Here is a 13,386-nt window from a genome sequence, read left to right as displayed (position 1 = left end):
GAGACTTGCTCGGCAAACCGGCGTTACCGCGGTCAACACATCTGGATGGCCACGGCGGTGGCTTCGCCACCGCCAATGCATAGGCTAGCGATACCTCGCTTGCCGCCGGTCTTTCGAAGCGCGCCAATCAGGGTGACAAGAATTCGCGCGCCGGACGCGCCGATCGGGTGACCAAGCGCACATGAGCCGCCGTGAATATTGACCCTCGAAAGGTCCAGGGCAAGGTCCTTGGCGCACGCCATCGGCACCACGGCGAACGCTTCATTCACCTCCCAAAGATCGACGTGAGCCGTTGACCAACCGGATTGCGCGAGCAACTTCTTCACCGCTCCGATTGGAGCCGTAGGAAACAGGCGCGGTTCGGCGGCGTACGTAGCATGGCCGACCACCACAGCAATCGGCGTAGCCCCCAACCCGGCCGCAGCGGAACGGCGCATCATGACGAGCGCGGCCGCTCCGTCCGAAATGGAGCTCGAGCTCGCTGCGGTGATCGTCCCATCCTTACGGAACGCTGGCTTTAACGACGGGAGTTTGTCGATTCTGGCCTTCGGCGGGTGCTCGTCCTGCACGATTTGGCGCTCGCCAGTCTTCGTCGCGATCGTTACCGGCGCTAGCTCCCAGTCAAACGAGCCATCAGAAGCGGCTTGCTGCGCCCGCTCGGTGGATGCAATCGCGTACGCATCTTGGTCGCCACGAGTGAACTGATATGCCGAGGCACAATCTTCGGCGAAAGTGCCCATGAGCCTACCGCGATCGAAATAGGCATCCTCAAGGCCGTCTAGGAACATATGGTCGAGGACCTGACCGTGCCCCATCCGAAAACCGCCTCTCGCCTTGGGCAGAAGATACGGTGCGTTGCTCATCGATTCCATGCCGCCCGCGACGATCACATCATTACTGCCAGCAAGAATCGCGTCGTGCGCGTTCATTACGGCCTTCATGCCCGAACCGCAGACTTTGCTGACCGTCGAGCACTGAACCGAAAGGGGCAAGCCGGCGTGTATTGCTGCCTGGCGCGCCGGAGCCTGGCCGACGCCGGCTGGCAGAACACAACCTAGGGTTACCTCGCCGACCGCGTTTGTGTCGATTCCAGAACGCTCGAGTGCCGCCTTGATGGCGACGCCGCCAAGTTGCGGCGCGGACAGCGACGCGAAATCGCCTTGGAATCCGCCCAGCGGCGTACGAACCGCCGAAACGATAACAATGGGATCGTTGTTCATAGAGGTCTCACTGATACTTGCGCACGTCTAGCGTGCCGCCATACGAATCGCACCATCCAGACGAATGACTTCGCCGTTCAGGTAGCGGTTGCTCAGAATGTGCTCCACGAGCGCGGCGAATTCGGCCGGCTTTCCCAGCCGGGAAGGAAACGGAACCATCTTGCCGAGGGACTCCCGGACCTCGGCGGGCATGCCCAGCAGCATCGGGGTTTCCATGATTCCCGGTGCGATGGTCATGACGCGAATCCCGAAGCGCGATAACTCCCTGGCAATCGGTAGCGTCATTGCCACGACCGCTCCTTTCGACGCGGCATACGCCGCTTGACCGATCTGCCCGTCGAACGCAGCCACGGATGCGGTGTTGATAATGACCCCGCGCTCTCCGTCGCCATCGGGCTCGTTCGAAGACATGGCGGCGGCGCATAGCCGAACGACGTTGAACGTGCCGACGAGATTGATGTTCACGGTGTGAGAAAATGAATCGAGCCGATGGGGCCCTTCCCTGCCCACGACTTTTTCCGCGGGAGCAACCCCGGCGCAACTGACGAGTCCTCGCAAGCTCCCCATCGACTTGGCAGCGGCAACGGCATTCGCTACGCTTTGTTCATTCGTGACATCGGTCGCAACAAACTTGGCGTGCGGGCCAATGGCTTGCGCGACCGCCGAGCCTGCACGCTCGTCGACGTCGGCCAAAACCACTCGGCCACCGCGGTCGACCAGAACGCGAGCAGTTTCGGCGCCGAGGCCCGAACCGCCTCCAGTTACAACAAAGACCTGATCCTCGATCAACATAACTATTCCTCGATGGGGGTTCGCGTTCAGGCGCGACACAGATTGTTCAGCAATTCCTTTCGATATTTTTGGCGAAGCGGTTGAACCGCCTTGTAATTCGCTTCTTTGATCGCACCGAAGCCGCGTACGGACATGGGCAGCGAAACCAGCTCGACGGCTGCCTGATGGTTTTGCGATGACAGGTTCGAAATTGCGAGTTCCACGTCGTCTTCGAACTCTCGAATCAGTGCGCGCTCCACTTTGCGGTCGGTCTGGCGGCCGAACGGGTCGATCACTGTTCCGCGCAGCACTTTGCCGCGCTTCAAGACATGCAGGATGGGCGTCATCCACCAGCCATCAAGAGCCAACTTCGCTCTGCGTCCTGTCTTCTCGTCTCGGCGCGAGAGAACTGGAGGCGCCATGTGATACGTGAACTTGCCATCCCCTTCGAAATTTTCGGTCAATCTGCGTCGGAAACTTCCGTCTGTATGAAGGCGCGCCACCTCGTACTCGTCCTTGTAAGCGAGCACCTTGTAGTAGCTTCTTGCGACCGACTCGGTAAGTTCGCCGCGCGCCCCCTGGACCCGACGCTCCGCCACTTTTACCTTTTCCACAAACTCCATATAGCGCTTAGCGTAGCCAGCATTCTGATAGGCCACTAGGTCATTCATACGCGCCTGCACGAATCGATCGATATCGAACTGTTCCTTGTGTGGATCCCGCATCGAGATGAGCTTGTCGACCGCGCGCGCGTCTTGAGCAATGAGCCGCCCCCAGAGGAACGCACGCTTGTTCATGTCCAGAGCAGCACCATTGAGTTCGATCGCCCTTGCGATTGCCTCCTCCGATAAAGGAATCAAGCCTTTCTGATAAGCGAACCCAACCATCATCATGTTCGATGCAATGGAATCACCGAAGATAGTTTCCGCGGCGGCAGTGCAATTCCAGAATGACGATGTAGTCTCACCCACGGCCGCCTCGATTACCCTTTTGTGAGCTGCTTCGCTTAGAGCCAGATCCCCGTTCTTCACAAAATCGGCAGTAGGCGTGATGTGTGTGTTGATCACCGCGTGCGTCGACTCGTGCATGACACGCGAAAGGGCGTCATTCGAAGCTGCGACAACGGCATCGCAGCCGATCAGAACGTTCGCGCTCCGCGATTCGATCCGCGAAGTCAAAATCTCGTCTCTGCTGCTCGCGATTTGCACATGACTCAAGACCGCGCCGTTTTTCTGCGCCAGTCCGGTGAAGTCGAGCGTCGATGCTCCCCGCCCTTCGAGATGCGCTGCCATCGCCAAAACCGCGCCAATCGTCACGACCCCTGTGCCACCAATACCGGTCACTACGATGCGTGCGTGACGATCAATCTCCGGAGAAACGGAACTTGGTTGCTTGAGGCTCTTACGAAGCTCGGCCTCGATCGCTTCTATCCGCGTCCGGTCAGGCTTGCGAGGCTGGAGACCTTCTACCGTGACAAAGCTTGGACAGAACCCTTTCGTGCACGACAGGTCCTTGTTGCAAGACGATTGATTGACCTCGCGCTTGCGCCCATGGTCAGTGTCGAGCGGCTCGATAGCGATGCAGTTGGATTGAACCGAACAATCCCCGCACCCCTCGCAAATGTCCGTGTTGATGACTACACGAGCGGGCGGTATCGCCATCGTCCCTCGCTTGCGGCGACGTCGCTTTTCGGCAGCACATGTCTGTTCATAGACGATGACGGAAACGCCCTTCTTTTCCCGCAATCTGCGCTGCAGCCCATCCATCTCGTCTCGGTGCAGCACTGGGACGTTCGCCGGCACAGAATCAGGTGCTGCGTATCTGGCAAGATCGTCGGTGACGATAGTCACACTGGACACACCTTCCGCGAGTACTTGGTCGACCACTCGCCGCACCGTCAGACCGCCTTCCGTAGGCTGGCCGCCCGTCATGGCTACTGCATCATTGAACAGGATTTTGTAGGTGACGTTGGTATTTGCGGCGACCGCCTGACGAATGGCGAGACTGCCCGAGTGCTGATAGGTACCGTCACCGAGGTTCACGAACATATGCGGCATTTCCGTGAAGGTCGACATCCCGACCCACTGGGTGCCCTCACCGCCCATCTGACAGAACGTAGCTGTCGCGCCGGCTTCACCGAGCGCCATGATGTGACAGCCGATGCCGGCCGCCGCGTGGGAGCCGTCAGGAAGCTTCGTCGACGTATTGTGCGGGCAGCCTGCGCAGAAGAACGGCTTGCGGGTCAGCAGCGTCGCTTCCTTGATGCCCAGAATAGGAATCGATTTTCCAGCGGCAGGAGGTTGACGATCCGGCGCGGCCTGTGGGAGTTCGATACCAATGTAAGCCAGAAACTTCGTCACGGCTTGCGTCACCTGTGCAGACGAAAGCTCCAGCGTGGCCGGAACAAGGGTGCTCCCATCGCGTAATTGCTTCCCGAAGACTTCCGGCCGCTCGGCTGCGCTAAGGTTGAACAATGCTTCCTTGAGCTGGCGTTCGACGAACGAGCGCTTTTCCTCCACGACCATCAACGCGGACATTCCATTCGCAAACGCTCGCACACCGCGGCACTCGAGCGGCCATGTCATCCCCACCTTGTAGATGCCGATGCCAAGGCGCTCGAGCTCCGCAGTGTCCAGCCCGAGCTTCGAAAGCGCAGCCAGCAGGTCACCGTGGGCCTTACCCACCGTTACAATCCCCACCCGGGCATTGCGGGGGCGCGAGATTGCCTTGTCGAAGGGATTCGCGCGAGCGAAGGCGAGTGCAGCCGGGAGTCGCTCCTCTAGAAGCCGTCGCTCCAGTTCCGCCCGCTCGGTGGGCCACCGCAATTTCGGGTCATAGTTGAAGCCGCGACCGTAGGGAATCTCGATGTCCAAAGGTTCGGCGAATCCGCCGACCGGAGAAGCGCTCTCGCCTACCCGCATCGAGCGCCCGCTCTCCACTGTCTCGGTAATCGCTTTATACGCGACCCACAGCCCCGAAAACCGCGACATCGCATAGCCAGCCAAACCGAATTCAATGTATTCATCGACCGACGCTGGAAAGATGATGGGCATCATCGCGCCTTCAAAGACATGGTCGGTTTGGTGCGGGAACATCGACGACTGCGCGGCATGATCGTCGCCTGCCACGGCCAACACGCCACCCTGTCGGGACGTACCGAGAATGTTTGCGTTACGGAACACGTCACCCGTTCTGTCGACGCCTGGTCCTTTCCCGTACCACATTGAGAAGACGCCATCTACGCGCTTTCCCGGAAACGCATCGAGCTGTTGAGCACCCCAGCTCATCGTCGCGGCAAGGTCCTCGTTGAGCCCCGGTTCGAAGCGGATGTCCATGCGGGTCAGCAGCTCCTTCTGCCGCCAAAGCTCTTGGTCCAAGCCGCCAAGGGGGGAGCCCCGATAACCGGAAACCAGCCCGGCCGAGCGGATGCCCGCACGGGAGTCCCTGCGCGCCTGCTCGATCAAAATGCGGACGAGCGCCTGAGTCCCCGTGAGAAAGACTGTTCCATTCTCCCGAAGATAGCGGTCTTCCAATTCGTACCCGCGGTCAATCTCCCGCCCGAGTTCCGGTACTCGCATGTTCACGCGATGTCTCCACATGTTTTTGTCGTGCGGTTGATTCTAGGTACGCTATGCGGGCGATATGTGCTAACCTCGGGCCGCAAACGCACGCTTCTTAGCAAACTTTCCCAACCCCACCTCCTCTTTGTATTCGAGGGCCTGGTCAATGAAGCTGGACCGGATCGACGTTCGTATTCTTCAAGCCTTGCAGCAAAATGCGCACGTCAAGGCAGCCGACCTTGCCGAATCGCTCGGCCTTTCACTGTCGCCGTTTTATCGACGGATACGTTTGCTGGAGGAAGGCGGCATCATCAGCCGCCACGTGACACTTCTCGATCAGGAAAAGGCAGGGTTCCCGGTCAGCGCTTACGTGTCTGTCGCCGTCGACAAGAAACGCGCGCCGCTGCTCAAAGGGTTCGAGCAAGAGGTCGCGACCTTCGATGAAGTGATGGAGTGTTATTTGATGACTGGGGCTTTCGACTATATGCTTCGAGTCGTCGTGCCCGATATCGCTAGTCTTGAGAAATTCGTCGTGGAAAAGCTCTCGAAAATCGATAGCGTGAGAGATATCAATACATCTGTGGCACTGAGGCGCGTCTATTACAAGACGGCCTTGCCGGTTAAGCCTCGCGACGATTAGTCAATTGCGCCAGGCGGTCTCTACTATACGTCCGAGAGCGGCCGGTCAAATGATAGGGATCTCTGGACGCGGTTTCCGCGCTGCGCCTCATACGTCAGCGGCCCCAGTCCGATCGCCTCCTGACCATTGAAATCAAGCTCGGTGCTGTCTTGCAAACAGAGTACGACCTGATGCGTTTGCATCCAACCGAATCCCGGCATCGCGAAATGCGCTGGAGCCGCCTTCGTCCAAGGCATTTCATCTCCCGCCAGAACGATATGTATCAGCGACGTAGGATCACGCGAGTTGACAACGCTGGACAATGCAAGCGTCGGGAAGGTACCGTCGTAGCCGCTACCGCTCGTGCGGTGGCAGGCCGCGCAATCCGGGTTCGGACAGGGATGTGCGGCGCACACCTGCCTCGTGAACATCGAACCGTATCGCGGTTAGCCGCGGGACACTGCACGTTGTCGCGCAATCGAACCTTTATTGTTCGGTGCGCGACTCGCTCGCGGAACAACACGAGCAATTCGCAGTTGCTGTCTCTTCGTGGCGCAAGCGGGAGCGAAGTCGCGGAGGCGATGCTACATCTGGCACGCTTGCCGCACCTCCAGCTCGGCCACAACGCGTTCACCATTGCGTGCGCTCGGCCAAGCGGAACTCCCCTACCACTCCGGCGAGATTGGACGACTGTTCCCTGAGGAAATCGGCCGCGGCCGACGATTGCTCGACGAGCGCCGCATTCTGCTGCGTGACTTCATCGAGCTGGGCGACGGCGCGATTGACTTGACCGACGCCGTCGCTTTGCTCGTTGGCGGCGACGGAGATCTCGACGATGATCTGACTCACGCGCTGCACGCTGTCGACGATCTCGCGCATCGTCGCACCGGCTTTGGTGACTTGCTCCGTGCCGGCTTCGACTTTACCGACCGAGTCGGTGATGAGCTGCTTGATTTCCTTCGCTGCTTGCGCGCTGCGCTGTGCCAACGTGCGCACTTCGCTGGCGACCACGGCGAAGCCACGCCCCTGTTCGCCGGCGCGCGCCGCTTCGACGGCAGCATTCAAGGCCAGGATGTTCGTCTGAAACGCTATACCGTCGATAACACCGATGATATCGGCGATCTTGCGAGACGAATTGGAAATCGCGAGCATCGTGCTCACAACCTCGGACACCACATCGCCACCGCGCGTTGCGGTCTGCGAAGCGTCGTTGGCGAGCCGAGCCGCTTGCTGCGCCGAGTCAGCCGACTGCTTGACGGTGCCATGGATCTGCTCCATGGACGCCGCCGTTTCCTGCAGCGACGAAGCGGCGTGCTCGGTGCGCGCCGACAGGTCGCGATTGCCCTGTGAGATTTCCTCCGCCGCGGTCTTGACCGATACGCTGCTCTCGCGAATCTCAAGCATCACCGAGTTCATCTTTTCGACGAACAGATTGAACGAGCGCGCAATCGCGGCCACTTCGTCCTGCCCGTTGACCGGCAGGCGTTTGGTCAAATCGCCACTGCCCGACCCGATATCCTCCATGGCCGCGCGCGCTTGCGATAGGCGCTTGAACGGCGGCGCGGTCAGCATGCCGACCAAGGCCAAGGCGATGGCCGCGACGATCACGAGCGCGAGCGCATCGGCGCCGGCCAGCGCGCGCATGCCCGCCGTCGCGTCGTGGCGGTCGAGGGCGATTACCAGCATCCAGTCAGTGCCGGACACACGCACCGCGTGCAACAACTTGGCGGCGCCGTCGATCTCGACATCGAGCGGAGCCGGGACCGAAGAGAGTTTCGACAGCGCATCGGCGGTCAATGATGGTGCGAGATCCGTCGCCGGCTTCAGGTTGTGCTGGGCGTCCGGGTGGGCGACGACGGCGCCCCGTTGATCGACCAGGAAGGCGAAGCTGTTCGGCGTCGGATGAATCGCATTGACAGTTTCGACGACCTTGTCGAGAAAGATGTCGGCCGCCAACACGCCCTTGAGGGTGCCGCTCATGTCATACACCGGCCGAGCAAAGGTGACGACGAGCTTGTTCGTCGTGTGATCGACATAGGGCTTGGTTACGATCAGTTTGCCGGTAGCCACAGCCTGCTTATACCAAGGTCGTGCCGTCGGGTCGTAGCCCGGCTTGGAGGGATGCCTCTCACTGGATACCGAACGCTTGTCAGGATAGCCAACATAGGCCGACGAGAATTGGCCGCCGGCCTTGAGCTGAGTCACGATGGGCGCTACATCGCCGTCGAGCTGCTCGGGCGCGATGCCCGCCACCATCGCGGATTTTTCCGCGATCCACTCGCCGATCGCGCGGCCCTGTCCTTCCGCAATAGCGGCGAGGTTCTGGCTGATCGCGCCTTCGTTGAAAGAGCGGGCGACCAGATAATTAATGAGGCCGGTCACCGCGAGGGCCGCGACGACGATGGCGACACATGTGACAAGGATCCGGACGCGTATGGACGTGAACATAGTGAAGGGCTCGCGCTATGAAAATGAGGCTCAGGCTCGCTCAGACACCTGGAACTTCGCCGCAGTATCCGCGAGCATTTGCGCCTGTTCTTGCAACGATAGTGCAGCTGCCGCCGCTTCCTCCACCAAAGCTGCATTTTGCTGCACCGCCCGGTCCATATGGTTCACGGCAATGCTGACCTGACTCAAGCCGTTGCTTTGCTCCTTGGATGCATCCGAAATCTCGCCCATGATCGTATGAGCACGAGAAGCCGCCTCAATGAGTTCGGCCATGGTTCGGCCAGCCTCGTCGACTAGTTTCGAGCCCGTCTCTACGCGTGCGCTCGAATTGGCGATCAGGTCTTTGATCTCCTTGGCCGCTGCCGACGAGCGCTGCGCTAGCGTCCGCACTTCCGCTGCGACCACCGAAAATCCGCGCCCCTGCTCACCGGCCCTAGCCGCCTCCACGGCAGCATTCAGTGCAAGAATGTTGGTCTGGAACGCAATGCCTTCGATGATCGATGTGATGTCTTCGACCGCGCCGGAACTTTCGCTGATCTCATTCATGGTACCGACAACTCGCGCGACGACTTCATGCCCCCGTTGAGCGATCTGCGATGCGGATAATGACAGCTCTCGTGCGCGCAGTGCATTCTCCGAGTTCTGTTTGACGGTCGCTGACAGCTCCTCGGTGCTGGCCGCGGTCTCTTGAAGCGACGCTGCCTGAGATTCAGTGCGCGTCGACAAGTCAGCGTTACCCGAGGCGATTTCGCGGGTCGCCGTTGCAATCGATCGACTACTGTCCCGCATCGATACAACAGTGTCGGTAAGACGGTCCTGCATGGTCACGAGCGCACGTAGCATCCGCCCCATTTCGTCATCGGATCGAATCTTGATATTGCGACTCAAGTCCCCGCCCGCGATGTGTTCGAAGTGGATGACGGCCTCGTTCACCGGTCCAAGAATCGCGCGGCGCAAGTAATACCAGCTACCGAACGCGCCAAGCATACCCGCCATGATCGCGAGCAAACTTCCGGCCCGGAATAGTCCGTCGCGACGTTCTGTCACCTCATAGGCTCGCTTCGATTCCTGGTACTGGTAATCCTTCAAGCTCGTCGCGGCGTTTTGCATCTTCGTGTAGGCTGTGCCGACGACAACCATCTGCTTGAGAATATCATCGCGGTCACCCCGAACTGTTGCATCTCGGAACGTGCCCAACTCCCGCTCTACCACCTCGTATTTGGACGTCACGTCGGACGCGAGCCGATCTTCAACCGCATCGCGCGGCAAAGCGAGGTACTGCCTCCATGCCTCGCTCGCAGCAGCACCCACTTCGCGATCTTTTCCGTACATGTTCTTGGCATCAACGGAGCCTGGGTTGATGGCTGCGCGATCGAGCGATGTCCGCTGACGTCCGACATTGATTACCATTTCGCCGACGGCAATCGATTTCGGAAGCTGGACGGAGTATGTATAGCGGTTGGCCGCATTGCTGACCGCCATTCCGGACAAGCCGATCACACCGACGCCTATCAGCAAGACGCCGAGAAATGCCATCGTCACCGCGAGGCGAGCGTTGATACTAAGACGCCAATGAGACACTTCGACTCCCCGAATTTGACTATGCCTAGGCGGCGCTAGTTTTTCGATTCACCGGATAACCCGATGTCATTTAATCGCCTTACGTACCTTGGTAACCTGCGCCTCGGTCACCGCGGGCGCTTGATTGCCCCAACTCGAACGCACGAAAGTCAAGACATCGGCGACATCTCGATCGCTTAGGCGCCAACCGAATCCCGGCATCGCGAAATGCGCTGGAGCCGCCTTCGTCCAAGGCATTTCATCTCCCTCCAGAACAATATGTATCAGCGACGTAGGATCACGCGAGTTGACAACGCTGGACAATGCAAGCGTCGGGAAGGTACCGTCGTAGCCGCTACCGCTCGTGCGGTGGCAGGCCGCGCAATTGTCGACGAATGTGTGTGCGCCGTTGCTGTGATCGGTACCCAAGCGCAGCGCTTGATATGCGGCGCGGTCGGCCGTCAGTGCCGTGCTCGAACCGTCGGCGGGTTTTAGTGTCTTCAGATACGCGGCGATCGCCTGTAGGTCCGCATCGGTCATATGCTGCGTGCTATCCTGTACAACCTGAGCCATGCCGCCAAAGGCCGCCGAGTGCGCAGTGCGGCCGCTTTTCAGAAACGCGACGATCTCCGCTTCCGTCCAGTTCCCGAGGCCGTCCCTCTGATCCCCCCGGAGACTCTTCGCGAGATAGCCATCGATCACGCCGCCCGAGAGGAATGTCTTACCGTCGTCAGTCAGCACCTTTTCTTGCAGACCGAAACCCCGTGGCGTATGGCATGCGCTGCAGTGCCCCAGTCCCTCGACCAGATAGCGGCCACGCAAAATGGGATCGTTCGAGACAGGCGCATCATCGCTGATCGCATCGGGGGCAAACGCCATGCGCCAAAAGCGCAGCGGCCAGCGCATTGACAACGGCCATGGAATGTCTGCCGGCTTATTCACCTGCGACACAGGCTGCACACCGTTCATGAAGTATGCATAGAGCGCCTTCACATCGGATGGCTTGACCTTCGAGTACGACACGTACGGCATGGCCGGATACAAACTCCCACCGTCTTTCGCAATGCCACGACGCACCGCATTGTCGAAGTCTTGGAATGTGTAACTGCCGATACCCGTTCGTTTATCGGGCGTGATATTGGTCGAATAGATTTTGCCGATAGGTGAATCAATCGCCAGACCGCCCGAGAACGGCTTGCCGCCCTTCGACGTGTGACATGCAATACAGTCCCCGGCGGCTGCAAGATAACGGCCTCGCTCGATCAGCGCACGGTCGGCGCTCGTATCCAGCGGCTTCGCAATCTCTGTGTTTGCAGCCGGCGCGGACGTTGGCTCCTGCGCAAACGCAACCCATGCAGCACCCGCCAACACAACAGACGACACGACGGTCATCGTCACTCTCATCATTGTCATCGCGGTGCTCTTCAGGTTTGAACCAGCGCAGCGCCGGGATTTTTGAGGTATTGTTCGCGGATCGCCTTCGCCGAGTGATAAGCGAGCGCAACCACCACTCCCGTCGGGTTGTAGCCCATGTTCTGCGGAAATGCAGACGCACCCAGCACGAACACGTTCGGCACATCCCAGCTTTGCAAATATTTGTTCACTACACTGGTCTGGGGAGATGAACCCATGACTGCGCCGCCCGTCGTGTGCGTCGATTGGTATACGCGGGTGTCGTAACGCTGTCCCTTCTTGCGAATTGCACGGAAATACTTCTCCGGTTTCATCGCCTTGGCTACTTCCTCCATGCGTGTACCGATGTGGTCCAGCATCGCGTATTCATTGTCGTGCCAGTCGAACGTCATGCGCAGAAGCGGTTGCCCATACTTGTCGCGATAGGTCGGGTCCAAATCCAGGTACGCGTCGCGGTACGGCATCACCGAACCCGCAATGGCGATCGTCATATAACGCTGATAGGCGTCGCTGACCCCTGCCTTCCAGGCGCTACCCCATGTCGAAGTGCCCGGAACCGTCGGCGCCTGCTTGATCGGGCGCCCTCCCGTCCGGACATGACGAATGCTGGCGCCGCCTAGAAAGCCAAGCGGACCGTGATCGAACTGATCACCGTTTAGATCATCCATGCTGACGCCACCCGCGCCGGCGCCGACGAATGGGTTCAATTGCGTCCCCTTCGGCAGCAAAACGTTGATGCCGCCGTTCATTTGGTACGCATAGTTTCGGCCGACTACGCCTTCTCCCGTCTTCGGGTCGTAGGGCTTGCCGATACCGGAAAGCAGCAACAAACGCACGTTGTGCATCTGGAACGCAGCAAGGATCACCATGTCCGCCGGCTGCTCCACTTCCCGGCCTTGCGCGTCGATGTAGACCACGCCTGTCGCACGCTTCTTGTCCGCGGTGAGCAGCACCTTCGTCACCTGCGCCTTCGTACGCAACTCGAAGTTCGGCTTTTTCAGCAAGACCGGAAGAATCGTGGTCTGCGGCGACGCCTTCGAGTACATATAACAACCGAAGTCTTCGCAAAAGCCGCAGAAGTTGCACGGCCCGAGACGGACGCCATATGGGTTCGTATACGGCTGCGATGCGTTGGCAGCCGGCGCCGGATAGGGATGGAAGCCGACTTCGCGGGCAGCCTTTTCGAACAGGGACGCACCGAGTCCATTCTTGAGCGGCGGCGTCACGTATTCACTGCTTCGCACGCCCTCAAGGGGATTGCCGCCGGCTTGCAGCTTGCCGTTCAGATTGCCCGCCTTGCCGGACGTGCCGAATACCTTTTCGGCGAAATCGAAGAACGGCTCCAACTCCTCGTACGTCACACCGAAGTCCTGCACTTGCATTCCTTCGGGAATGAACTTCTTGCCGTAGCGCTGTTCATAGCGCGTGCGCAATTGAAGCTCTTCCGGCAATATCCGGTAGTGCATGCCGTTCCAGTGGAATCCGGAACCGCCCACTCCGGTACCCAGCAGGAACGAACCGTGTTGACGGTAGGGCACCGCCAGATCGTCAACACCGTGGCGGACCGTCACCGTCTCCGCGGAAAGATCCTGAAAGAGCTCGCCACGCACCGCATACTTGAGTTCGTCGATGACCTTGGGATAGTTCGCGTCGGTAGGCGTATCGCGCATGGCGCCACGCTCCAGCGCGACAACGTTGAGTCCTGCGGCCGTCAATTCCTGCCCAAGAATCGCACCCGTCCATCCAAACCCCACAATGACGCAATCGACCTTATCTTTCTTGATTGCCACCGCAT

At 59.6% G+C, this 13,386-nt stretch carries 8 protein-coding genes and 1 pseudogene; 1 reads left to right on the top strand and 8 read right to left on the bottom strand.

Going from position 1 to position 13,386, the window contains the following annotated elements; genetic code table 11:
* Window positions 1-32: 32 nt before the first annotated feature.
* Genes AABE10_RS10990 through AABE10_RS10980 form a run of 3 tightly spaced genes read right to left on the bottom strand, consistent with a single transcriptional unit; the run spans window position 33 to window position 5,569 of the window.
* Window positions 33-1,220 carry an acetyl-CoA C-acyltransferase gene (locus AABE10_RS10990; RefSeq protein ID WP_342933281.1) on the bottom strand — a complete coding sequence of 396 codons (1,188 nt, stop codon included), beginning with the start codon at window positions 1,218-1,220 and terminating at the stop codon, window positions 33-35.
* Window positions 1,221-1,247: 27 nt separating this feature from the next.
* The gene (locus AABE10_RS10985) at window positions 1,248-2,012 is read right to left on the bottom strand and encodes a 3-hydroxyacyl-CoA dehydrogenase (protein ID WP_342933280.1); all 765 of its coding nucleotides are present in this window, start codon (window positions 2,010-2,012) and stop codon (window positions 1,248-1,250) included.
* A gap of 26 nt (window positions 2,013-2,038) precedes the next feature.
* Window positions 2,039-5,569 carry an indolepyruvate ferredoxin oxidoreductase family protein gene (locus tag AABE10_RS10980; protein WP_342933835.1) on the bottom strand — a complete coding sequence of 1,177 codons (3,531 nt, stop codon included), beginning with the start codon at window positions 5,567-5,569 and terminating at the stop codon, window positions 2,039-2,041.
* A 148-nt stretch (window positions 5,570-5,717) separates the two neighbouring features.
* Between AABE10_RS10980 and AABE10_RS10975 the strand changes: the two genes are divergently transcribed.
* Window positions 5,718-6,191: an Lrp/AsnC family transcriptional regulator gene (locus AABE10_RS10975; RefSeq protein ID WP_342933279.1), complete on the top strand. Its 474-nt coding sequence runs from the start codon at window positions 5,718-5,720 to the stop codon at window positions 6,189-6,191.
* A gap of 161 nt (window positions 6,192-6,352) precedes the next feature.
* On the opposite strand, the pseudogene AABE10_RS10970 reads toward AABE10_RS10975, so the two are convergent.
* From AABE10_RS10970 to AABE10_RS10950, 5 genes and pseudogenes are all read right to left on the bottom strand, one after another.
* A pseudogene (locus tag AABE10_RS10970) lies at window positions 6,353-6,556 on the bottom strand (c-type cytochrome); the annotation flags it as partial.
* Window positions 6,557-6,800: 244 nt separating this feature from the next.
* A complete protein-coding gene (locus tag AABE10_RS10965; RefSeq protein ID WP_342933278.1) occupies window positions 6,801-8,618 on the bottom strand; it encodes a methyl-accepting chemotaxis protein in 1,818 nt (605 codons plus the stop codon).
* A gap of 30 nt (window positions 8,619-8,648) precedes the next feature.
* Window positions 8,649-10,199, bottom strand: coding sequence for a methyl-accepting chemotaxis protein (locus AABE10_RS10960; RefSeq protein WP_342933277.1), 1,551 nt, complete (start codon window positions 10,197-10,199; stop codon window positions 8,649-8,651).
* A gap of 66 nt (window positions 10,200-10,265) precedes the next feature.
* On the bottom strand, window positions 10,266-11,570 hold the full coding sequence (locus AABE10_RS10955) for a cytochrome c (protein ID WP_342933276.1): 1,305 nt from the start codon (window positions 11,568-11,570) through the stop codon (window positions 10,266-10,268).
* A gap of 32 nt (window positions 11,571-11,602) precedes the next feature.
* On the bottom strand, window positions 11,603-13,381 hold the full coding sequence (locus AABE10_RS10950) for a GMC family oxidoreductase (protein ID WP_342933275.1): 1,779 nt from the start codon (window positions 13,379-13,381) through the stop codon (window positions 11,603-11,605).
* Window positions 13,382-13,386: the final 5 nt, after the last annotated feature.

Source organism: Paraburkholderia diazotrophica (genome assembly GCF_038900755.1).
GTDB lineage: Bacteria > Pseudomonadota > Gammaproteobacteria > Burkholderiales > Burkholderiaceae > Paraburkholderia > Paraburkholderia diazotrophica_A.
Note: the sequence above shows the minus strand (reverse complement) of the source record. Positions and strands in the feature narration are given on the sequence as shown.

Excerpts from the sequence above, each read along its gene's own strand:
- AABE10_RS10955 (WP_342933276.1), bottom strand. The coding sequence starts at position 11,570 with ATGACCGTCGTGTCGTCTGTTGTGTTGGCGGGTGCTGCATGGGTTGCG.
- AABE10_RS10980 (WP_342933835.1), bottom strand. The coding sequence starts at position 5,569 with ATGCGAGTACCGGAACTCGGGCGGGAGATTGACCGCGGGTACGAATTG.
- AABE10_RS10985 (WP_342933280.1), bottom strand. The coding sequence starts at position 2,012 with ATGTTGATCGAGGATCAGGTCTTTGTTGTAACTGGAGGCGGTTCGGGC.
- AABE10_RS10990 (WP_342933281.1), bottom strand. The coding sequence starts at position 1,220 with ATGAACAACGATCCCATTGTTATCGTTTCGGCGGTTCGTACGCCGCTG.
- AABE10_RS10975 (WP_342933279.1), top strand. The coding sequence starts at position 5,718 with ATGAAGCTGGACCGGATCGACGTTCGTATTCTTCAAGCCTTGCAGCAA.
- AABE10_RS10965 (WP_342933278.1), bottom strand. The coding sequence starts at position 8,618 with ATGTTCACGTCCATACGCGTCCGGATCCTTGTCACATGTGTCGCCATC.